Origin of the sequence: Pseudomonas sp. SC3(2021) (assembly GCF_019856535.1) — a bacterium.
Lineage (GTDB): Bacteria > Pseudomonadota > Gammaproteobacteria > Pseudomonadales > Pseudomonadaceae > Aquipseudomonas > Aquipseudomonas monsensis.
The window spans coordinates 3,264,526-3,284,622 of sequence record NZ_CP082236.1 but is presented as its reverse complement, the minus strand read 5'-3'; the positions used below and the strand labels follow the sequence as shown (position 1 = coordinate 3,284,622).

General features: G+C 59.2%; 19 protein-coding genes and 2 pseudogenes. 8 read left to right on the top strand and 13 right to left on the bottom strand.

The window, feature by feature from the left end; all coding sequences use genetic code 11:
* Positions 1–49: 49 nt before the first annotated feature.
* Positions 50–583, bottom strand: coding sequence for a gluconokinase (locus K5Y35_RS14605; RefSeq protein ID WP_123467095.1), 534 nt, complete (start codon positions 581–583; stop codon positions 50–52).
* 216 nt (positions 584–799) lie between these two features.
* On the opposite strand from K5Y35_RS14605, the gene K5Y35_RS14600 reads away from it, so the two are divergent.
* Positions 800–1,831: a LacI family DNA-binding transcriptional regulator gene (locus K5Y35_RS14600; RefSeq protein WP_222832231.1), complete on the top strand. Its 1,032-nt coding sequence runs from the start codon at positions 800–802 to the stop codon at positions 1,829–1,831.
* Positions 1,832–1,993: 162 nt separating this feature from the next.
* On the opposite strand, the gene K5Y35_RS14595 is transcribed toward K5Y35_RS14600, so the two are convergent.
* Positions 1,994–2,866 carry a LysR family transcriptional regulator gene (locus K5Y35_RS14595; RefSeq protein ID WP_123467099.1) on the bottom strand — a complete coding sequence of 291 codons (873 nt, stop codon included), beginning with the start codon at positions 2,864–2,866 and terminating at the stop codon, positions 1,994–1,996.
* A gap of 122 nt (positions 2,867–2,988) precedes the next feature.
* On the opposite strand from K5Y35_RS14595, the gene K5Y35_RS14590 reads away from it, so the two are divergent.
* The 3 genes from K5Y35_RS14590 to K5Y35_RS14580 all read left to right on the top strand — a co-directional run bounded on the left by K5Y35_RS14590 (position 2,989) and on the right by K5Y35_RS14580 (position 5,685).
* Positions 2,989–3,429, top strand: coding sequence for a PACE efflux transporter (locus K5Y35_RS14590; RefSeq protein WP_123467101.1), 441 nt, complete (start codon positions 2,989–2,991; stop codon positions 3,427–3,429).
* Between the two features lie 125 nt (positions 3,430–3,554).
* A complete protein-coding gene (locus tag K5Y35_RS14585) occupies positions 3,555–4,979 on the top strand; it encodes an MFS transporter (RefSeq protein WP_222832230.1) in 1,425 nt (474 codons plus the stop codon).
* Positions 4,980–5,133: 154 nt separating this feature from the next.
* A complete protein-coding gene (locus tag K5Y35_RS14580) occupies positions 5,134–5,685 on the top strand; it encodes a hypothetical protein (protein WP_222832229.1) in 552 nt (183 codons plus the stop codon).
* A 127-nt stretch (positions 5,686–5,812) separates the two neighbouring features.
* Here K5Y35_RS14580 and K5Y35_RS28215 read toward each other — a convergent pair.
* The 6 genes and pseudogenes from K5Y35_RS28215 to K5Y35_RS14555 all read right to left on the bottom strand — a co-directional run.
* A pseudogene (locus K5Y35_RS28215) lies at positions 5,813–6,235 on the bottom strand (methyl-accepting chemotaxis protein); the annotation flags it as partial.
* A 168-nt stretch (positions 6,236–6,403) separates the two neighbouring features.
* Positions 6,404–7,027 (bottom strand): annotated as a pseudogene (locus K5Y35_RS28210) (PAS domain-containing protein); the annotation flags it as partial.
* A 688-nt stretch (positions 7,028–7,715) separates the two neighbouring features.
* Positions 7,716–8,729, bottom strand: coding sequence for an ABC transporter substrate-binding protein (locus tag K5Y35_RS14570; RefSeq protein WP_222832228.1), 1,014 nt, complete (start codon positions 8,727–8,729; stop codon positions 7,716–7,718).
* Entirely contained in the window at positions 8,726–9,253 is a 528-nt protein-coding gene (locus tag K5Y35_RS14565; RefSeq protein WP_222832227.1) for a sigma-70 family RNA polymerase sigma factor, read from the bottom strand. Before K5Y35_RS14565 ends, K5Y35_RS14570 begins: the two co-directional genes overlap by 4 nt.
* Positions 9,254–9,437: 184 nt before the next feature.
* Positions 9,438–10,229 (bottom strand): phosphate/phosphite/phosphonate ABC transporter substrate-binding protein, encoded by a 792-nt coding sequence (locus K5Y35_RS14560; protein WP_222832226.1) that lies wholly within the window; start codon positions 10,227–10,229, stop codon positions 9,438–9,440.
* A 52-nt stretch (positions 10,230–10,281) separates the two neighbouring features.
* Positions 10,282–11,223 (bottom strand): fatty acid desaturase, encoded by a 942-nt coding sequence (locus tag K5Y35_RS14555; RefSeq protein ID WP_222832225.1) that lies wholly within the window; start codon positions 11,221–11,223, stop codon positions 10,282–10,284.
* Between the two features lie 327 nt (positions 11,224–11,550).
* Here K5Y35_RS14555 and K5Y35_RS14550 point away from each other — a divergent pair, with 327 nt between their 5' ends.
* Entirely contained in the window at positions 11,551–11,964 is a 414-nt protein-coding gene (locus K5Y35_RS14550) for a GNAT family N-acetyltransferase (RefSeq protein ID WP_222832224.1), read from the top strand.
* A gap of 36 nt (positions 11,965–12,000) precedes the next feature.
* On the opposite strand, the gene def is transcribed toward K5Y35_RS14550, so the two are convergent.
* From def to K5Y35_RS14535, 3 genes are all read right to left on the bottom strand, one after another.
* A complete protein-coding gene (gene def / locus K5Y35_RS14545) occupies positions 12,001–12,540 on the bottom strand; it encodes a peptide deformylase (protein ID WP_003227403.1) in 540 nt (179 codons plus the stop codon).
* 2 nt (positions 12,541–12,542) lie between these two features.
* Positions 12,543–13,493: a YihY/virulence factor BrkB family protein gene (locus tag K5Y35_RS14540; RefSeq protein ID WP_123467112.1), complete on the bottom strand. Its 951-nt coding sequence runs from the start codon at positions 13,491–13,493 to the stop codon at positions 12,543–12,545.
* 164 nt (positions 13,494–13,657) lie between these two features.
* Positions 13,658–13,849 carry a CsbD family protein gene (locus K5Y35_RS14535; protein WP_025112838.1) on the bottom strand — a complete coding sequence of 64 codons (192 nt, stop codon included), beginning with the start codon at positions 13,847–13,849 and terminating at the stop codon, positions 13,658–13,660.
* 196 nt (positions 13,850–14,045) lie between these two features.
* Here K5Y35_RS14535 and K5Y35_RS14530 point away from each other — a divergent pair, with 196 nt between their 5' ends.
* Entirely contained in the window at positions 14,046–14,423 is a 378-nt protein-coding gene (locus K5Y35_RS14530) for a hypothetical protein (RefSeq protein ID WP_041068691.1), read from the top strand.
* Between the two features lie 216 nt (positions 14,424–14,639).
* Here K5Y35_RS14530 and fadD1 read toward each other — a convergent pair whose 3' ends face one another.
* Both fadD1 and fadD2 read right to left on the bottom strand, forming a co-directional pair.
* On the bottom strand, positions 14,640–16,337 hold the full coding sequence (gene fadD1, locus K5Y35_RS14525; RefSeq protein WP_123467114.1) for a long-chain-fatty-acid--CoA ligase FadD1: 1,698 nt from the start codon (positions 16,335–16,337) through the stop codon (positions 14,640–14,642).
* Positions 16,338–16,701: 364 nt separating this feature from the next.
* Positions 16,702–18,390 carry a long-chain-fatty-acid--CoA ligase FadD2 gene (gene fadD2 / locus K5Y35_RS14520; protein ID WP_222832223.1) on the bottom strand — a complete coding sequence of 563 codons (1,689 nt, stop codon included), beginning with the start codon at positions 18,388–18,390 and terminating at the stop codon, positions 16,702–16,704.
* 213 nt (positions 18,391–18,603) lie between these two features.
* Here fadD2 and K5Y35_RS14515 point away from each other — a divergent pair, with 213 nt between their 5' ends.
* Together K5Y35_RS14515 and K5Y35_RS14510 are read left to right on the top strand one after the other, a co-directional pair.
* Positions 18,604–19,548 (top strand): alpha/beta hydrolase, encoded by a 945-nt coding sequence (locus K5Y35_RS14515; protein ID WP_222832222.1) that lies wholly within the window; start codon positions 18,604–18,606, stop codon positions 19,546–19,548.
* A 41-nt stretch (positions 19,549–19,589) separates the two neighbouring features.
* The gene (locus K5Y35_RS14510) at positions 19,590–20,060 is read left to right on the top strand and encodes a MaoC family dehydratase (RefSeq protein ID WP_003227420.1); all 471 of its coding nucleotides are present in this window, start codon (positions 19,590–19,592) and stop codon (positions 20,058–20,060) included.
* Positions 20,061–20,097 lie beyond the last annotated feature (37 nt).

Here is a 20,097-nt window from a genome sequence, read left to right as displayed (position 1 = left end):
AACGGGTTAAACAGAAGTCGGGAGGACAGCGCTATCTCTTTCAACACACTCATACCGCCTGTTTCAGACCGTGGGCCTGCCACCAGACATGAGCCTGCGCCGCCAGTTCTTCAACACTGTGAATCGAGGCATTCAGCGCCAGGGTCAACGGCTCGCCTTTCGGCGATTCGAGCGTGGCGAACTGGCTTTCGATCAACGTGGCCGGCATGAAATGACCCGGGCGGTGGGACACACGCTCGGCGGCCACTTCAGGGGTCAGCTCAAGAAACACGAAGCCCAGGCCCGGCAAGGCACTGCGCAGCACTTCGCGATAACTGTGTTTAAGGGCCGAGCAGGTCAGCACCGGGCGCTCGCCCAGCGCATCGACACGACGCAACTCATCGCACAGGCTGTCGAGCCAGCCGGCACGGTCGTCGTCGTTCAGGGGGATCCCCGCGCTCATCTTTTCGATGTTCGCGGCCGGATGGAAAGTATCGCCTTCAATGGCAGTGGCGCCGCTCAATTGGCACAGGGCCTCGCTGACGCACGTCTTGCCGCAACCGGCAACGCCCATGATGACCAGGGCGGTGATGGGATGACTCATATAACACCTCAGCGCGCAGACAGCGCTACCTTTGCTAGCTATGACTCTAGTGCACAGGCAGAAGTTGCCGACGCCTTCTTGTCGTTTTTTTGGGTTGCAGCAGGTTTTCGTCCAACGCCAAAAAGCGAGGATCAGGCAGGACCTCGCTCACGCATTTGCAGCTGCATCAGGACAGCGCTACCTTAGTGCCTTGATTTTTGTTTGGCAAGCCGCCCGATGACCACCCCTAAAAACGATAAAAACACTCGCACCACCGGCCGTCCCACCCTTAACGAAGTTGCCCGCCTCGCCGGGGTGAGCCCGATTACCGCCTCCCGCGCCCTGCGCGGGGTCAGCACCGTGGCCACTGAACTGGTGGAAAAAGTCCAGAAAGCCGCCCTCGAACTCAACTACGTGGTCAACCCTGCCGCCCGCGCCCTGGCCTCGGCGCAGAGCCACTCGGTGGTGGTGTTGGTGCCATCGCTGTCCAACCTGTTGTTCATTGATACGCTGGAAGCCATTCATCGCGTGCTGACGCCCAAGGGCTTTGAAGTGCTGATCGGCAACTTCCACTATTCGCGCGATGAAGAAGAAAACCTGCTGCGCAACTACATGGCCTATCAGCCCCGTGGTTTGCTGCTGACCGGGTTTGATCGCACGGAAAGTTCGCGACGGATGATCGAGGCCAGCAACATTCCCTGCGTCTACATGATGGAACTGGACAGCGCCGCCGGCGTGAATTGCGTGGGTTTCTCGCAACTCAGTGCCGGGGAAACAGCGGCCGAACATTTGCTCTCTCGTGGGCGCAAGCGTCTGGCATACATCGGCGCGCAACTCGATCAGCGCACGTTGTTGCGCGGCGAAGGTTTCCGCAAAGCGTTGCAGAAGGCCGGGCGGTATGACCCGGATCTGGAAGTGCTGACCCCGCGATCATCGTCGGTGGGCCTGGGCGGCGAGTTGTTCCTGCAACTGCTGGCGGCGCATCCGGATGTCGATGCGATCTTCTTCGGCAACGACGACCTCGCGCAGGGTGCCTTGCTGGAAGCGTTGCGCAACGGCATCAAGATTCCCGAGCAGGTGGCGATTCTTGGCTTCAACGACTTGCCGATGTCCCAGCACATGGTGCCGCGCCTGAGCAGTATCAACACCCCGCGCGAGGCGATTGGCCGGCGCGCGGCGGAGCAGATGTTGACGTTGATGGCCGGCAACAGCGTGGCGCGGCCGGTCGAAGACATGGGCTTCGAACTGAAAATCCGCGAAAGTACCTGACCCCGAAATCCCTGTGGGAGCTGGCTTGCCAGCGATGGCCTCAAGTCAGTCGATAAATTGTTGACTGACCCATTGCTATCGCTGGCAAGCCAGCTCCCACAGTTTTTTCTGGCGTTCTCAAATCCGAGGTTTAACCGCAATCCCTGTGGGATTTGCGCGGATTCAATCGCCCAGGAGTTCGACCAGCGCCAACGCACCCTTCTGTAACGGCTGGCTCTTGAGCCACACCGCATGCACCGGCAGCACCAGACCGTTTTCGATGTTGCGGAAATTCAGCCGCTTCAAACGCCCGCTGTCCAGCCACGGCTGCACCACCGACAACGGGAAATTGCCCCAGCCCAGTCCCGCCTCGACCATCTCCAGCGCCGCTTCCAGGGTGTCGGTGCGCCAATGCGATTCGGCCACCAGCGGTCGGGTTTCGCTGATCGGCAAATCACGACTGGCGACGAAGATCTGCCGCACGTGCACCAGGTCTTCGAGAAACAGATCCTGCCCCTGCAACAACGGACTGTCCGCCGCCAGCGTGGCAATCATCCGTTCGCTGCCGACGAACTGAAAGCGCTCCAGCACGTTCATGCTCAACCCGGCAAACGCCAGGCACACGCTGACCCGGCCGCTGTGCAACATCGCCAGCACGTCATCCTGCGGCGCAGTCAGCACTTCGATGTCGAGCAGCGGATGGCGCTCGGCAATCACCTTGATCGCGGCCAGCAAACGCCGACGGTCGATATCGGCAACCACGCCAATCGACAACTTGCTCTCCAGCCCCAACGACAGTTCCACCGCGTGGACTTGCAACTGCTTGAGTTGCTCGGCGATCAGCCGTGCGTGAGGCACCAGCGACAGGGCCATGGCCGTCGGTTTCGGCTCGCGATGGCTGCGGTCGAACAGCGAATAACCGAGTTCCGCCTCAAGGTTGCCGATGCCCATGCTCACCGCCGAGGGGACTTTGCCCAAGGCCCGGGCGGCGGCGGAAAACGAACCGCGCTCGATCACTGCGAGGAACAGTTCGATGCTGTCACTGTTGAAATTCACTCCGCCCACCTATCAATAAAACTGAAAGCTTCTGACTTTTTCTGTCACGCCTATTGAAGCTATCTTTCATCGCCTTCGCCAGCCCCGCTGGCCAACACGCTGCAAGAAAGAGGCAAAACCCCATGCAAGGCGTCAAACGCAAACTGGTCTACGTGTCGCTCTATGAAGTGATCGGCATGACCTTCTCCGCCCTCGGTCTGGCGCTGCTGTCCGGCACCTCGCCGGGCAGCACCGGGCCGCTGGCGGTGATCATCACCACCATCGCCGTGACCTGGAACTTCATCTACACCTCGCTGTTCGAGCATTGGGAAAGCCGTCAGCCATCGCGCACGCGCACGGTCAAACGGCGGATCGCCCACGCGGTCGGTTTTCAACTGACGCTGATCGTGTTTCTGATTCCGCTGATCGCGTGGTGGATGAACATCAGTCTGGTGCAGGCATTCCTGCTGGATCTGGCGTTGATCATCTTCATCCCGTGCTACACGTTCGCCTTTAACTGGCTGTTCGATCGCGTCTTCGGCTTGCCGGCGTCGGCGCTGCCCGATTCGCCCGCCGCGGCATAAATCGTTAATTGGTAACCAGTTATTGCAAGAAATCGGCGGCTTTTCCGGGTAAACCGCCGATATTCACAATCCGTGAACTCCGATAGCAGGCTAAGCTTTTCCATCAATAAAAAATGGATCAGCCGATGACTGCTCACGCCCCCGCCACCGCGCTACGCGATGGCATCGACCCGATACGCGCCGCCGAGATTTCCGCCCGCATCGACCGCCTCCCTGCCGTCGCCACGATCTGGCGACTGGTGGCGCTGTTGTCGATCGGCGGTTTCTTCGAACTCTACGATCTGTTCCAGACCGCCTACATCAGCCCCGGCTTGATCCGCGACGGCCTCTTCGCCACCGGCAATCAGGGCGTGTTTGGCTTCTCCGATCAGGCCGCGTTTGCCTCGGCGACGTTCCTTGGCCTGTTCCTCGGCGCCAGCCTGCTCAGCCCATTGGCCGATCGTTTCGGCCGGCGGGCGATCTTCACCTTTGCGCTGGTCTGGTACACAGTGGCCACGGTACTGATGGGCATTCAAAGCTCGGCGCTGGGCATTATCTGCATGCGTTTTCTGGTGGGCATTGGCTTGGGTATCGAGTTAGTGACCATCGACGCCTACCTCTCGGAGCTGGTGCCCAAGCGCATGCGCAGCTCGGCGTTCGCCTTCGCCTTTTTCGTGCAGTTTCTCTCGGTGCCAGCGGTGGCGCTCATGTCGTGGTGGCTGGTGCCGCAGGCGCCGTTCGGGATCAGCGGCTGGCGCTGGGTGGTGCTGGCCAGCGCGGTGTTCGCGCTGTTTATCTGGTGGTTGCGCAAGCGCTTGCCGGAGTCGCCGCGCTGGCTCGCGCAACATGGCCGCTTCGACGAAGCCAACCGCATCCTCGATGACATCGAGGCGCGCTGCGAAAAGGATCATCGCCAGCCACTGGATCAGCCCGAAACCGTGCCGGTCGATGTCGAAGGCAAGGGGCGTTTCGCTGATATCTGGCAACCGCCGTATCGTCGGCGCGCGTTGATGCTGATCGTTTTCCACATCTTTCAGGCCATCGGCTTCTTCGGTTTCGGCAACTGGTTGCCGGCGCTGCTTTCCGGTCAGGGCGTCAGCGTCACCCATAGCCTGATGTATGCGTTCATCATCACCCTCGCCTACCCGCTCGGGCCGTTGCTGTTCGTGAAATTTGCCAACCGGTTCGAAAACAAGTGGCAGATCGTCGGTTCGGCCCTGGGTTCGATGACCTTCGGCACCCTGTTCGCCTGGCAGACCAGCGCGTTCGGCCTGATTGTCTGCGGGGTGATGATCACCTTCTGCAACGCCTGGCTGAGCTTCAGTTATCACTCTTACCAAAGCGAACTGTTCCCCACCAACATCCGCGCCCGGGCGGTGGGGTTCTGCTATTCGTTCAGTCGATTGTCGACCGTGTTCAGCAGCCTGTTGATCGGCGTGTTTCTCGATCACTTCGGCACACCCGGGGTGCTGGCGTTCATCGTCAGCAGCATGCTCATCGTGATGCTGACCATTGGCTATTTCGGCCCGCGCACCCGCAATCTGGCGCTGGAGAACATTGCCCATCGCTGACAGCCGAGCGGTCATCCTCTGCCGCGAGACGGCAACGGCTGACCGCTTCTTCGCTTGGCTGACACGCCAACCCCCTGAAACACAACAACTTATGCAACGGGCACGGTAATTGCTCCTGTACGGCAGTCAGTCATTACCTACAGGTCAATTCATCATGTTGGTCAGTGCAAAACACATGGAAACGCTCCCGCTGCCCAAGCGGCTGGCTGAAGACGCCACCGCCACCGCGGCGGCAGGTCTGCAAGGCGGCCTCCACGGCGCGATGCTGCAAGCCCTGCAGAACCAGGTGCAGATGCAAAGCACGGAAGCCACGGCCAAGGTGCAGGACTCGGCCACCCAGAATGCGACCCAACAGGTCAGTGCAGCCTCGCGCATCAGCGACAATGTCGATGAAGCGTTCGCCAAGACCCGCGTCAATCTGCAATCGACCGATGCCACCGGCGGCACCGGCAAAAGCGCCACCGACGAGTTCAAGGACTACATGAGCAAGACGCCGGAACAACGGCTGCGCGACAGTATCCTCAAGGACATGGGCCTGACCGAAGAAGACATCGCCAACCTGCCGCCGGAGAAACAACTGGCGGTGGCCAAAGAGATCGCCCAGCGCCTGCAGGACAAGATGCAACTGGCGCAATCGGAGAAAGAGAACGTCAACGACGTCAAGGACAGTGACAAACTGGCGGACAAGTTTCTCGCTGCGCTTTGATCTGAAAGGTGCATGAAACCCAATGCAGGAGTGAGCCTGCTCGCGATCACGGTACATCAGTTACTTATCCGGTGACTGACACGCCGCAATCGCGAGCAGGCTCACTCCTACAGTTGTTCAGGGGTGGCTAGTTCAGTTGCAGCGTCGCATTGAACTGCCCGATGGCATCCACCACATGCCGTGAGCCCTGTTGAATTTCCAGGATGACCTCCCCCGCTTCATTCGCCAGTTCCACCCCGAGCCCGGTGCGGCTCAGGCTCGACTGCATGCTCGACACCGCACTCAGCGACAGATCGTGGTTCTTGCGCACCACGTCGACAATTTCCAGCGTCGCCTGACTGGTGCGCGCCGCCAGACTTCGCACCTCATCCGCCACCACCGCAAAACCACGCCCGTGTTCACCGGCCCGCGCCGCCTCGATGGCGGCGTTCAGTGCCAGCAAGTTGGTCTGGTCGGCAATCCCGCGAATGGTCTGCACGATGGTGCCGATGATGTCCGACTGCTTGTTAACCGCGTCGATGCTTCGCGCCGCTTCGTTGAGGTCGCGGGAAATGTCCTGAATGATCTGCACCGTTTGCTGCACGACCTGTGAGCCTTTTTGCGCGCAGGCGTCGTTTTGTACCGAGGTGCTGTGAGCCGATTCCGCCGCGTTCTGCAAAGTGGTCATCTGCTGGGTGATGTCGCTGGCGAACTTCACCACTTTGTACAAACGGCCCTTGGTATCGAACAACGGGTTGTACGAGGCTTCGAGATAAACCATTTGCCCGGACTTGTTCTTGCGCTCGAAACGGTGCGAGTGGTATTCGCCGCGATTGAGTGATGCCCAGAACGCCTTGTACTGCGCCGACTCGGATTCGGAACGGTGACAAAACAGGCTGTGGTGGTGACCGACGATTTCATTGAGCGAGTACTGCATCGTTCTGAGAAAGTTGTCGTTGGCGGTAATCACGTTGCCTTCCGGAGTGAACTCGATCACCGCCATCGAACGGCTGATCGCCGCCAGCATGCTTTCTTCTTCGTGTTCTTTATTGACCCGTGCGGTGATGTCCGCCGCCACTTTGATCACACTTTTGACTTGTTTGTCCGCGCCGTACACCGGCATGTAACTGGCTTCGAGCCAGATCTCCTTGCCGCTTTTGTTCAAGCGCAGAAACGTGCCGCTGATCGGCTCGCCCCGGGCCAGGTCACGCCACAACCTGGCGTAGTCCTCGCTGCGGTAATACACCTCTTCGCAAAATACCCGGTGATGTTTGCCGCGCACTTCCTCGGCGCTGTAACCCATGGTCTTGCAGAAGTTTTCGTTGGCATCCAGAACAATGCCTTCAGGCGTGAATTCGATCATCGCCATCGAGCGGCTGATCGCTTCGAGTTTGGCATTGGCTTCGGTCAAGGCGCAGCTGAAACGCTCGATTTCCTGCAGGTCAGCCTTGTGATGTAGGTTGAACATGGTTGTATCACCTTCCGCGCGGTCTTTTGATTTGATGAAAGTTCAGGTCTTTCAAGATCCACCACTACGTTCCATAGAACAGGCACACGCACTCCTCCACGGGAGGAAGTTGTCAGGTGATAAATGATGGTTAATCGGAGAGTCCATGCAGCGACGCTCTAATCAAGACATCCTTCTCTTGATAGCCCGCACGCGGGCCAGCCCTAACGCGTTGAAGAACTTCCATGTAAAACGATGCTCCTTGTCGGTTCAGTGTCGGTGCCTTTAATTGCGCACTCTGGCAGCATGAAGTCACGGACCAACCGTGTACGACCCTCATGGATTGACATGACGGTCGACATAGTCAGTTAAAGGTCAGCATAGACAGCGCGAAGCCGTGCGCAAGGCCACTAGTCGGCCAGTATCTGGCACTTTTTGCACAAGAATCGGTTCAGCGCGGTGGCAGGTGTTGGCGGGTCTGACGCTTTCGCTGGCAAGCCAGCTCCCACAGGGGCTGCGCTGGATCAAATCAGCGCTGGTCTTGTGGAAGCTGGCTTGCCAGCGATGAGCCCATTACAAGCACTACAGAAACAACAGAAATGACCTACAGACTTCCAGTCACTTTGGTAGCTACATCCGCAGGCAGCCAAGACTTCCACACCTGCGGCTGATCACGCAGGAACGCCTCGGCCACCACTCTCGGCTGTTGGCGCTTTTCACTCATGGCCGCCAGGGTCTGGTTCAGCAGATCAATCGGCAAGTCGACTTTCTCGAAGAACGTCACCAGTTCCGGATACTGCGCCTTGAACGCTGCCGACACGCCAATTGCAAGACTGGCCGGCATCGAACGGCTGCCCCTGGGATTCGGGTTATTGGCATCGGCCAGGGTTTTCCAGGCCTCGGCATCGAATGGCGGCTCTTCCAGTTTTACCAGTTTGAAGCGCCCCAACAGCGGGGTCGGCGACCAGTAGTAGAACAGCACCGGTTTGCCGCGTTTGATCGACGACGCGACCTCGGCATCCAGCGCCGCGCCGGAGCCGGTGCGAAAGTTGACGAAACTGTCGTTCAGGGCGTAGGCCTTGAGTTTCTGGCTGTTGACGATCTCCGAGGTCCAGCCAGTCGGGCTGTTGAGAAAGCGCCCGCGGGACGGATCTTCGGGGTCGCGGAACACCTCCTTGTAACGCGGCAGATCGGCCACCGATTTCAGCTCGGGCGCCAACGGTTTGATCCCGCGCTCGGGATCACCCTTGATCACGTATTCCGGCACCCACCAGCCTTCGGTTGCGCCTTTGACCGTATCGCCCAGACCAAACACCTTGCCCTCGGCGGCGGCCTTGACCCACGCTGGGCTGCGCCCGGCCCACTCCTCGCCGATCACCTGAATATCGTTTTTCGCTAGCGCCGCTTCCAGGCTGACGGTGCTGCCGGGCAGCGTGTCGGTCGGATAGCCATAGCCCTTTTCGACGATCAGGCGCAGCACTTCGGTGATGAAACTGCCACTTTCCCAGGTGATGTCGCCGAAGTAGATCGGCGCGGTTTTCTCGCTAGCCGAAACAGCGCCAATGCTCAGGCTCAGCGCCAGCAGCGAACGGCCGAGCAGGGTTTTGATTGATCTCATGCGGACCTCTTGTGGGGTAGGGATTGGTTGGCGCTGTGGCGATCGCACAGTGCTTGCGAACGGGTCATGTAGACGCTGACCGAACGTTGCGAGATGCCCAGTTCGGCAGCGATTTGCGGGTAGGTCAGGCCATCGACACGCGCCAGCAGAAAGGTCGAGCGAACCTTGCCCGGCAAGCGCTGCAGGCTGTGGTCGAGACGGCTCAGGGTTTGTCTCAGTTGCGTCAGTTCTTCCGGTGAAGTGGCGACCCCGACATCGACCTGCTGCGCATGGCGCCGCGCCAGATCAGCGCGGCGCCAATGCTGATAGAGCAGGCGTTGCGCAATCGTAGTGAGCAAGGCGCGGGGTTCGCGGATGGCGGTGAGTGCGGGGGCTTCAAGCAACTGCGCGAAGGATTCCGCCGCGAGGTCTTCGGCGCTCGCCGCGTCGTGCAGTTGACGGCGCAGCCAGGTGCACAGCCAGGGGTAGTGAGCACGGAACAGGCCGCCAACGGTGTCGCGATGGGATAGATCGGCGCCGGACATAGGGGCTCCTGGGTGAGGGGTCGCTGAATGTCCGGTGTTCCGGTGGCGCGATCGTAGCAAGGCGCCTTATGCATTAAAAATATTTAAATTTTATTTTTATATTCTATTTTGGAATATTACAACCCAAGATCGCGGTCTCCGGCAGCACTTACAGGGGTACGCGATCCACGCAGGCTGCGAGCGTCTAATGCAAACCGCCATAGTCCAGCTCTTCAGCTTCACGCTGATAGTCGAGCACGATCTGATAATCGCTTTCGCTGGCGGGCAACACTTCAGGCAAGCCGAGGATCTGCGCCACATCAGGCAGTTCACGCAATGCCTGATTCATCACCGCGCGCACGTGTTCGATCTGCTCGTCAGTGGCAGAAGCGGCGGTGATAAAGGGCAACGTCGGACTGAATGCGCTGCGCGCCACGACCCGCAAACCGCTGACCTCAGCCGGCGCGTAATGCGCAAGGTACGCATAGGTGACACTGTCGATGGCTGCCAGGTCGCCGCGATCTTCACGCAGCCAGCGCAGACTCTCGCGGTGCGCTCCGCTGAGGCCAACTGTGGCGAAAAACCGGCCGTTGTGATGTAGCGGCGCCAGACGCTGGCGTAGCAGGTTCATGCCGCTGTTGGAGTCCTCGCTGTTGATCACCCCGCGACTGTCGCGAAACTCCGCGAGGTTTTTGCGCGGGTCATCAGCGCGGCAAAGAATCAGGCTGCAATGCTTGCCGGCGCTGGCGTCGGACAGTTCGTAGCGTGGTCGACCAATGATGCGCACCCGACCGCGCAGTAGGGTCATCAAGGGATAGCCGCAGGTCTGGGTCAGCAGCAGAGCCGGCGAAAGCCACAGTTCGGGCAGTGATAGTCCCTCGGCATTGAGGCGCGAGAGGCCGAGGTGTTCGAGGATGCGCGTGATCCAGTGTTCGTTGGCCGCTCGAATGGGCTCAGGGGCGGTGTACATCTGCAGTTCAACGTGATGTCGAGTCATACACTTACTTTCCAGACAAAAAAATTCCAGCTATCACAAGGGCCAGGTCGTGTCAGTGAAAGGGATGCTGCGGACTGTCGATCGGCCTTAACCCGTTCTGCCGCCACAACTGCCCATAGCCCTGCACCAGAAATCCGCCACTGCGCGCCACCCATTGCTCGCGATGCCTTCGGTAAACCCGGGGCAAGTCGTACCATGCCAGGCCCGGCAAGTCGTGATGCACCAGATGAAAATTCAGGTTCAGAAACAACCAGCGCCAGGGCCAGGCAGCTTCGTTGAGCACGGTGCGTTGCTCCGGTTGCGCATGAGGGCGATGCTCATAGTAGGAGCGGATCATCGCGATCGACAGCGCCGGCACGCTGATCAACAGCAGGTAATGCCACACCGGCAACACACTGTAACGGACGAGGAACCACAGCATCAGCAGGGTGAAAGCGCTGTGGGTCAGCCACATCTGCCAAGCCTGGCGCTCGCCGTGTTTCAGGCGTTGCAGTTCTTCAGTGGCCAGGGCAAGCAGTGCTAGCGGCGCGCCCATGACGAAACGCCCGAGTACGGTTTTGTTCAGCCAGTGCAGGCTGCGCTCGAACAGTGAACTGTCGTGCCAGCGCGCGGCGCTGAGGTAGCGGCTTTCCGGATCGACGCCGGGAACCGTCAGGTGCTCATCGCGGTGATGTAACAAATGGCTGTCGCGATACAGCGTGTACGGGTACCACACCGCGAAGGGTGCGTAGCCGAGGATTTTGTTCACCCGAGTCGAGCGTGTCGGATGCCCATGCAGCAATTCGTGTTGCAGCGACAGCCACAGCACCAGCAGCGGAATCAACAGCAATGTGCTGACGCCGCGCCCCAACCACTGGCTATTGAGGACAATGGCAAACCACCCGACATAGACACCAATCAGCAACAGCCAGGTCGGCCATTCGGTGCGGGCGGTCCAGCGTTGGCGCAGGGTTTCGATGTGCTGGCGATGAGCGGCGTCGAAGTAATGGGGCATGGCGTTGCTCGGAACGGGAATCTTCCCCTTCTGTGCAACAACATTGATAAATCTTGCAGATTATTTTCCGGGTGCAGGCAGGAGCCCGAGAACCGGGCTCCGGAAAGGCGTGATCAATGACCGAAGATGTCGACTTTCTTGGCTTTCTTCTCCGCACGCTTTTCAATCGCGGTCTTGGCCGGCTTCTTCTTCGCGGCTTTCTTTGAATCCATACCTTTGGACATGATGCGTACTCCACTCACAGGGGATGTAGGCTCAGGTATACACCTATCGCGCCTCGCGCGTTCTTTTATAATCGCCGCTTTGCCCGCCGACAGTCCCGATCCCATGCCCGATACCCAGTACGTCCTGCTCGACGAGCCGTTGTGGCCGTTGATGAACAAGTTCTACCGCAGCCACCAATCGTCGATGAAAGCCGTGCGCGATGCGCAATTGTGGGTGGCGCGGCGCGAGGAAATCGTTGCCGCACTGTGTTTGCGGCCGGTCACGGGCGGGCGTTGGTTGACCGGTTTGTTTGTTGATCCACAGTGCCGCGAACAAGGGATTGCCGCGCAGTTGATCGCGGCGGCCGTCAAGGATGTGATGGAACCGGTGTGGTTGTTCTGTCATCCGGATTTGCGCGGTTTTTATGAGCGGCGCGGGTTCAGTTTCGACCCGGCCCTGCCCCAGGCGATGACCGAACGGTTGAGCCGGTATGCGCGGAGCAAGCCGATGATTGCGATGGGGCTGGATCGTTCGTGACTCACTCCTGCAGGGGAGAATTGCGTTTGACCCGGATTAGTCGTCGGCGGTTGGATCGAGATCCGGGAACATCACTTCGGTAAAGCCGAACTTGCTGAAATCGGTGATGCGCGAGGGATACAGGCGGCCGATCAGATGATCGCATTCATGCTGTACCACCCGTGCGTGAAAACCTGACGCCACGCGCACGATCGGCTCGCCCTTCGGATCAAAACCTTCATAACGAATCTGCTGATAGCGATCCACCGCGCCACGCAATCCCGGCACCGACAGACAGCCTTCAAAACCTTCCTCGGTCAGCGGACTCAACGGTGTGATCAGCGGATTGATCAGGATCGTCTGCGGCACCGCTTCAGCGTCCGGATACCGTTCGCTGTGCTCGAAGCCAAAGATCACCAGTTGCAGGTCGACGCCGATCTGCGGCGCGGCCAGGCCAACACCGCCGACGCTTTCCATGGTCTGGAACATGTCGTCGATCAGTTGCCACAGTTCGGGGCTGTCGAACATCTCCGGCGGCACGGGCGGGGCGATGCGCAGCAGGCGTTCGTCGCCCATTTTGAGGATTTCACGAATCATGATCAGGCTTCGTCAGTGTCCGGCTTGAGCGAGTGATCGCGCCCCAGGCCCGAGACATGTTGTTTGGGGTGTGCATCGAGTTCACCGGGGACTTTCTCACCCGCGTCCTTGCCCTCGCTGGACATGTGTTCAATCACCGCATTCATCTCGGCACCGAGCAGCAGCACCGCCGAGGAAATATAGAAATACAGCAACAGCACGATGATCGCCCCGATGCTGCCATACATCGCGTTGTAGTTGGCGAACGTCTTGACGTAAAACGCAAAACCCAACGAGGCGATGATCCACACCACCACGGCCAGTACCGAGCCCGGGGTGATAAAGCGGAATTCCTGTTTAACGTCTGGCATCACGTAGTAGATAAGGGCCACGGCGACCATCATCAGAATCACGATCACCGGCCAGCGCGCAATTGTCCACACGGTGACGATGAAGTCTTCCAGCCCCACCTGCGCGGCGATCCAGCCCATGACTTGCGGCCCGAGCACCATCAGCGCGGCGGCGACCAGGAGCATGCCGGCGATGCCAATGGTGTAGAACACCGACAGCGGAAAACGCTTCCAGATCGGCCGGCCCTCGACCACATCGTAGGCGGCGTTCATCGCGCTCATCATCAGGCGCACACCGGCAGACGCCGTGTACAGGGCAATAACGATACCGACCGAGAGCAGGCCGCCCTTGGATTGCTGCAACTGGTCGATCACCGGGTTGACCTGCTCCAGCGCCTGCGGTGGCAGGACCAGTTCCGATTGCAGGCGCAGCCAGGTGAAGAAATCCGGCAGGTGCAGGAAACCGATCAGGGCAATCAGGAACAGAATGAACGGGAACAGCGAGAACAGCATCTGGTAGGCCAGTGCCGAAGCGTAGGTCGACATCTCGTCGTCAACGAACTCAGTGACCGTGCGCACCATCACCCGGTGCAAGGGCAGACCTTTCATGTCCGGAAAAATCATTCGCGTCTCCTTTCGCCGCAGAAACAGGTTGAAGTCGTGGCGACTCAGGGGCCGTTTTTTACATCACGGTAGCCTACTTGGCGACCTTCGTGGATGACTGTCGGGCTTTGACACAAAAACGGCCATCCTTGGATGGCCGTTCGTGTGTTTCGTTCAAGGCCGGATTACGCCTTGTCGATGGTCTTCTTCACTGCGTCTTTGGCTTTGCCGACTGCTTGCTGGGCTTCGCCTTTTTTCTCTTGAACCTTGCCTTCGGCTTGCAGCTTGGTGTTGTCAGTGGCTTTACCGACGCCTTGCTTGATGTTGCCGACCGCTTCGTTGGCCATGCCTTTTACTTTATCGCCAGTGCTACTCATGGTGTTTCTCCTTGGTGCATTGAAGGGGAAAAGTCAGTACGTAAAGATTGACTGGCGCGGTTTGCCACGAGTTTCATTTATTTTTGCTCCTCTTTTCGTCGGGCAATGCAGGTTGGGCTTTATGTTTGCTCCCCAAGCCTCGAGAATGCGCAGCTATGGGCGCGGTGCGCCAACGATCAGATCCCGCAGGAATGTTATGAAACTCGATAAAAAGCAGGCCATTGCCCGTCGCAACCAGGAACTGGGCGGCGCGGTGCTCGGCACCAACAACTGCCACTTCGCCGAACTGAACCGCAACCGCAACATCTGGTGGTTCGACCTGCCGGTATCGCGCCTGGCCGTCGGTCAGTACGAGTGGATTCACCTGCTGATGCACACCCCGGCGACCGACGAACTGCTGCACCTGAAAGTGCCGACGGTGTTCCTGCGAGAAAAACTCGAAGGCCTGGTGATTCGCAACGAAGGCAAGCGCAAGGCCGCGTTGAGCCTGGAGTTGAGTGCGGACAAGGATTCGTACCTGCAGGACATGCGGCCGGCGGGGACCAACGTGAACTTTGCGCCGTTCCGTCAGTAGGATTTGTGCCGCTGCCCTTCCCCTCACCCTAGCCCTCTCCCAAGGGAGAGGGAACTGACCGAGGTGTTTGGATAAGCTACATGGACCTGAGATATCGAGTTGAACTCAGGTTATGAAAGGCCCCCTCACCCCAGCCAAGTGAGGGGCAGGTTCAACACAAAATCCCAGCCCTGCTCCGCCCCAACAAAAAGCCCCGCATCTGCGGGGCTTTTTGTTTTATGCGGCGTTCTTCGCCTTGATCTTCTTCAGCTCTTCGTCACGCAACTCGCGGCGCAGGATCTTGCCGACGTTGGTGGTCGGCAGCGCATCGCGGAACTCCACCGAACGCGGGACCTTGTAACCGGTGACGTTGGCGCGCATGTGCTCCATCACGGTTTCCTTGGTCAGGGTCACGCCCGGTTTGGCGACGATGAAAATCTTGATCGCCTCGCCCGACTTCTCGTCCGGCACGCCGATGGCGGCGCACTGCAACACGCCCGGCAGGGTCGCCAGCACATCTTCCAGTTCGTTCGGATAGACGTTGAAACCGGAGACCAGAATCATGTCTTTCTTGCGATCGACAATGCGCATGTAGCCGTCCGGCTGGATCAGCGCGATGTCACCGGTCTTCAGCCAGCCTTCGCTGTCGAGGATTTCGTCGGTGGCTTCCTGGCGCTGCCAGTAGCCCTTCATCACTTGCGGGCCCTTGACGCACAGCTCACCGATTTCGCCCAGCGGCTGCTCGACACCGGCATCGTCGATGACTTTGCACAGGGTCGACGGCACCGGAATGCCGATGGTGCCGATCTGGATGTGCTGGATCGGGTTGACCGTGGCCACCGGGCTGGTTTCGGTCATGCCGTAACCTTCGCAGATCGAGCAACCGGTCACCGCTTTCCAGCGCTCGGCAGCGGCCAGTTGCAAGGCCATGCCACCGGACAGGGTGACTTTCAGATTGGAGAAGTCCAGCTTGCGGAAACCTTCGTTATTGCACAGTGCGACGAACAGCGTGTTCAGGCCGACAAAGCCGCTGAACTTCCACTTCGACAACTCCTTGACCATCGCCGGCAGGTCGCGCGGGTTGCTGATCAGGATGTTGTGGTTGCCGATCAGCATCATCGCCATGCAATGAAAGGTGAACGCATAGATGTGGTACAGCGGCAGCGGCGTGATCAGGATCTCGCAACCTTCATTGAGGTTGGAGCCCATCAGCGCCTTGCACTGCAGCATGTTGGCGACGAGGTTGCGGTGAGTCAGCATCGCGCCCTTGGCCACACCGGTGGTGCCGCCGGTGTATTGCAGCACCGCGACATCGCCGCTGTGCGGATTGGCTTCGGCCACAGGCTGGCCCTGGCCCTTGCTCAGTACGTCGTTGAACTTGACGGCTTTGGGCAAGTGATACGCCGGCACCATCTTCTTCACGTACTTGATGACGCTGTTGATCAGCAGACGCTTGAGCGGCGGCAGCAGGTCGGCCACTTCAGTGACGATGACGTGCTTGACCCCGGTTTTCGGCACCACGGCTTCCGCCAGGTGAGCCATGTTGGCCAGGCAGACGAGGGCCTTGGCACCGGAGTCGTTGAATTGGTGTTCCATTTCCCGCGCGGTGTACAGCGGGTTGGTGTTGACCACGATCAGCCCGGCGCGGATCGCACCGAAGACGGCCACCGGGTACTGCAGAACGTTGGGCAGTTGCACGGCGATTCGATCACCGGGCTGCAAATCGGTATGCTGTTGCAGATACGCGGCAAAGGCACCGGACAATTCGTACAGTTCACCGTAGGTGATTGTCTTGCCCAGGTTGCTGAAAGCCGGTTTGTTGGCGAAGCGTTGGCAGGATTGCTTCAACACTGCCTGAATGTTCGGATACTCGTCTGGATTGATGTCGGCAGCAATTCCAGCCGGGTATTTATCCTTCCAAAAGTCTTCGATCATGGAAGCCCACTCCTCAGCAACGCGAATTCTTCACCGCATTTGATGCGATTATTATTGGTGTGTGTTTTGTATTGGTGAATCTGGCTTTTATATAGGCCGAGAAGTCACAAAGCGCGCCGAGAGTAGCAGCTTTGCCAAGTGCCGACTAGAGCCAAAAGCGGCCCACACAGTCACATTGATGACTCAAGACTTTCTAACAGTCATTTTAGAGCAAAAATCCTAGAAACCTGTGGAAGTCCCGGTTTTCCGGGCCTTTGCCCCCTCCAAAAAGCATCACGGGCAAGCCCGCTCCCACAAGGTTGATGAAAATCCCTGTGGGAGCGTGGCTTGCCCGCGATCCGCGCACAGCGCGGCCATTCACCGATCAGGCGATATCGCGCAACTCCCGCCGCAGAATCTTGCCAACCGGCGTCATCGGCAATGAATCACGCAACACAATGTGCTTCGGCACCTTGTACGCGGTGAAATTCTCTTTGCAGTACGCCTTCAGCTCTTCGAGGCTCACGCCGGTTTCCCGCGCCACCACAAACAGCTTCACCGCCTCCCCGGAACGCTCGTCCGGCACGCCGATCACCGCGCAGTTGGCGACTTTCGGATGGGCCATGACCACGTCTTCGATTTCGTTCGGGTACACGTTGAAACCGGAGACGATGATCATGTCCTTCTTGCGGTCGACGATGCGCACGAAGCCGTCCGGATCGATCACCGCAATATCACCGGACTTGAACCAGCCTTCGGCATCCAGCACTTCGGCGGTGGCGTCGGGTTGGTGCCAGTAGCCCTTCATGATCTGCGGGCCCTTGATGCACAACTCGCCACGCTCGCCCATCGGTTGTTCAACACCGTCATCGTTGATGACTTTGAGCAATGTGCCCGGCACCGGCAAGCCGACTGTGCCCAGGCGCGACTGATCGCCATACGGGTTGGTGCAGGCCACCGGCGAGGTTTCGGTCAGGCCGTAACCTTCAGTGATGCGGCAACCGGTGAGCTGTTCCCAACGCTCGGCGGTGGCTTTGACCAGCGCGGTGCCGCCGGAGTTGGTGAGCTTCAGGCTGGAGAAGTCGAGGGTCTTGAAATCCGGATGATCCATCAGCGCGACGAACAGCGTGTTCAGCCCCAGCAAGGCCGAGAAACGCCAGTTTTTCAGTTCCTTGATGAACCCGGCAATGTCCCGCGGGTTGGTGATCAACACGTTGTGATTGCCGGAAACCATCATGCACATGCAATTCGCCGTAAAGGCATAGATGTGATAAAGCGGCAGCGGCGCGACCATCACCTCCTGACCTTCACGCAGCAGGGGCTGGCCATCCGGGCCGAGTTGCGCGAGACAGGCGCGAACCTGCTGCATGTTCGCCACCAGATTGCCGTGGGTGAGCATCGCGCCTTTGGCCAGTCCGGTGGTGCCGCCGGTGTATTGCAGCACGGCGATATCGTCGAGGCTGACCTTCAGGGGCTTGATGCCCAGGCCACGGCCCCTGCGCAGCGCACTCTTGAAAGAGATCGCCTGGGGTAGCGAGTACGCCGGGACCATCTTCTTCACTTGGCTGACCACAGTATTGACCAGCCAGCCCTTGGCAGTGGGCATCAGGTCGCCCATCTTCGCTTCGATCAGGTATTGAATATCGGTGTCGGCCAGCACTTCCTGGACTTTCTGCCCGAACATGTTCAGGTACACCAGCGCCCGCGCCCCGGAGTCCTTGAACTGGTGACGCATCTCCCGCGCGGTGTACAGCGGATTGGTGTTGACCACGATCAGCCCGGCGCGCAGCGCCCCGAACACAGCAATCGGATAATGCAGAACGTTGGGCATCTGCACCGCGATGCGATCCCCCGGGACCAGATCGGTATGGGCTTGCAGGTAACCGGCGAAGGCCGCGCTCTGGCGCTCCAGCTCGGCATACGTCAGGGTCACGCCCATATTGCTGAAGGCCGGGCGATCAGCGAATTTCTTGCAGGAACGTTCAAACACCTCGATCACCGACTTGAACTCCCCCATGTCGATGTCCAGCGGTACGCCGGCCGGGCGTTTGTCATTCCAGAAATCAGGTTGCATTGTTTTTGTCCTCTTTACCTGAGCTGATCCGGGCCGCTCTCTGTCATTTCTGAAAAAGCGGTGCTTCTCGGACACTAGCAGCTATGGCCATTCAGGCAAATATGGGCCATCTCGTCATTGATCGCGTGAATCTTCCTGCCGTGGCGTGGGCTGATCAGACTTAACCTGGCGGATGCGCTATACAATGTTTCGACCCTGAGCAAAGGAATCGCCATGATCCACCACACCCTATGGCTTGATGCGAATGACCGCAGCCGGCTTTTCGTCAATCAGTGGCTGCCGGCCGCACCATTGAAAGCGGTGGTCCTGATTGCCCACGGCATGGCGGAACACAGCGGGCGTTATCAACAGTTGGCGGAAACGTTTTGCGACAAAGGATACGGTGTTTACGCCCCGGATCTGCGCGGTCATGGCCAGACCGCCGAGAACGGCACCCTCGGCCATTTCGCCGATGACGACGGCTGGTGCAAGGTTGTCAGCGACCTCGCCAGCCTCAATCAATACATCGGCCAGCAACACCCCGGCGTGCCAATCATTCTGCTCGGGCACAGTATGGGCAGTTACCTCGCTCAGGGTTATCTGCTGCACCACAGCGCCAGCCTGCACGGGGCGATTCTCAGTGGTTCGAATTTCCAGCCCCCGGCCCTCTATCGCGCCGCCCGGCAAATTGCCCGCCTGGAAAAACTGCGTCAGGGTGGCAAGGGCCGCAGTGCGCTGATCGAATGGTTGTCGTTTGGTTCATTCAACAACACCTTCAAACCGGTGAGCACACCGTTCGACTGGCTCAGCCGCGATCCGGCCGCAGTCGCCAAATACGTGGCCGACCCGCTGTGCGGCTTTCGCTGCACCAACCAGTTGTGGATCGACCTGCTCGGCGGCTTGCAGCAAATCAGCAAAGCGTCCACTCTCGCGCAGATCGACCCGGGCCTGCCACTGCTGGTGATCGGCGGTGAATGTGATCCGGTGAGTGAAGGCAAACGTCTGACAGATCTGGCCAATGCACTGCGCAACGCCGGCAGCCAGAACCTGCAATTGAAGATTTACCCGCAGGCCCGGCACGAATTGTTCAACGAAACCAATCGCGACGAAGTGATCGCCGATGTGCTGGCCTGGATCGACCAGGCGCTGAGCCATCCGCGCCCGCATCGCAGCGAATAATTTTTGTGGATTCATTTAATCCGTCACAGGAATCAAGACCGATGACCCAGGTTACCAACATCCCTTATGAAGCCCTCGAAGTCGGCCAGACCGCGAGCTACAGCAAGACGGTCGAAGAGCGCGACATTCAGCTGTTTGCCGCGATGTCGGGCGACCACAACCCGGTGCACCTGGACGCCGAGTTCGCCGCCGCCAGCATGTTCAAGGAACGCATCGCCCACGGTATGTTCAGCGGTGCGCTGATCAGTGCTGCGGTGGCTTGCGAACTGCCTGGGCCGGGCACTATTTATATCGGTCAGCAAATGAGCTTTCAGAAGCCGGTGAAGATTGGCGACACCCTGACCGTGCGCCTGGAAATTCTCGAGAAGCTGCCGAAGTTTCGTGTGCGCATCGCCACTCGCGTATTCAATCAGCGTGATGAATTGGTAGTGGATGGTGAAGCGGAGATTCTGGCGCCGCGCAAGCAGCAGACGGTGACGTTGCCGACTTTGCCGGCGATCAGCATCGGCTGATTGATTGGTGGGGTGTCAGTGAGAGCTTTTCCCCCTC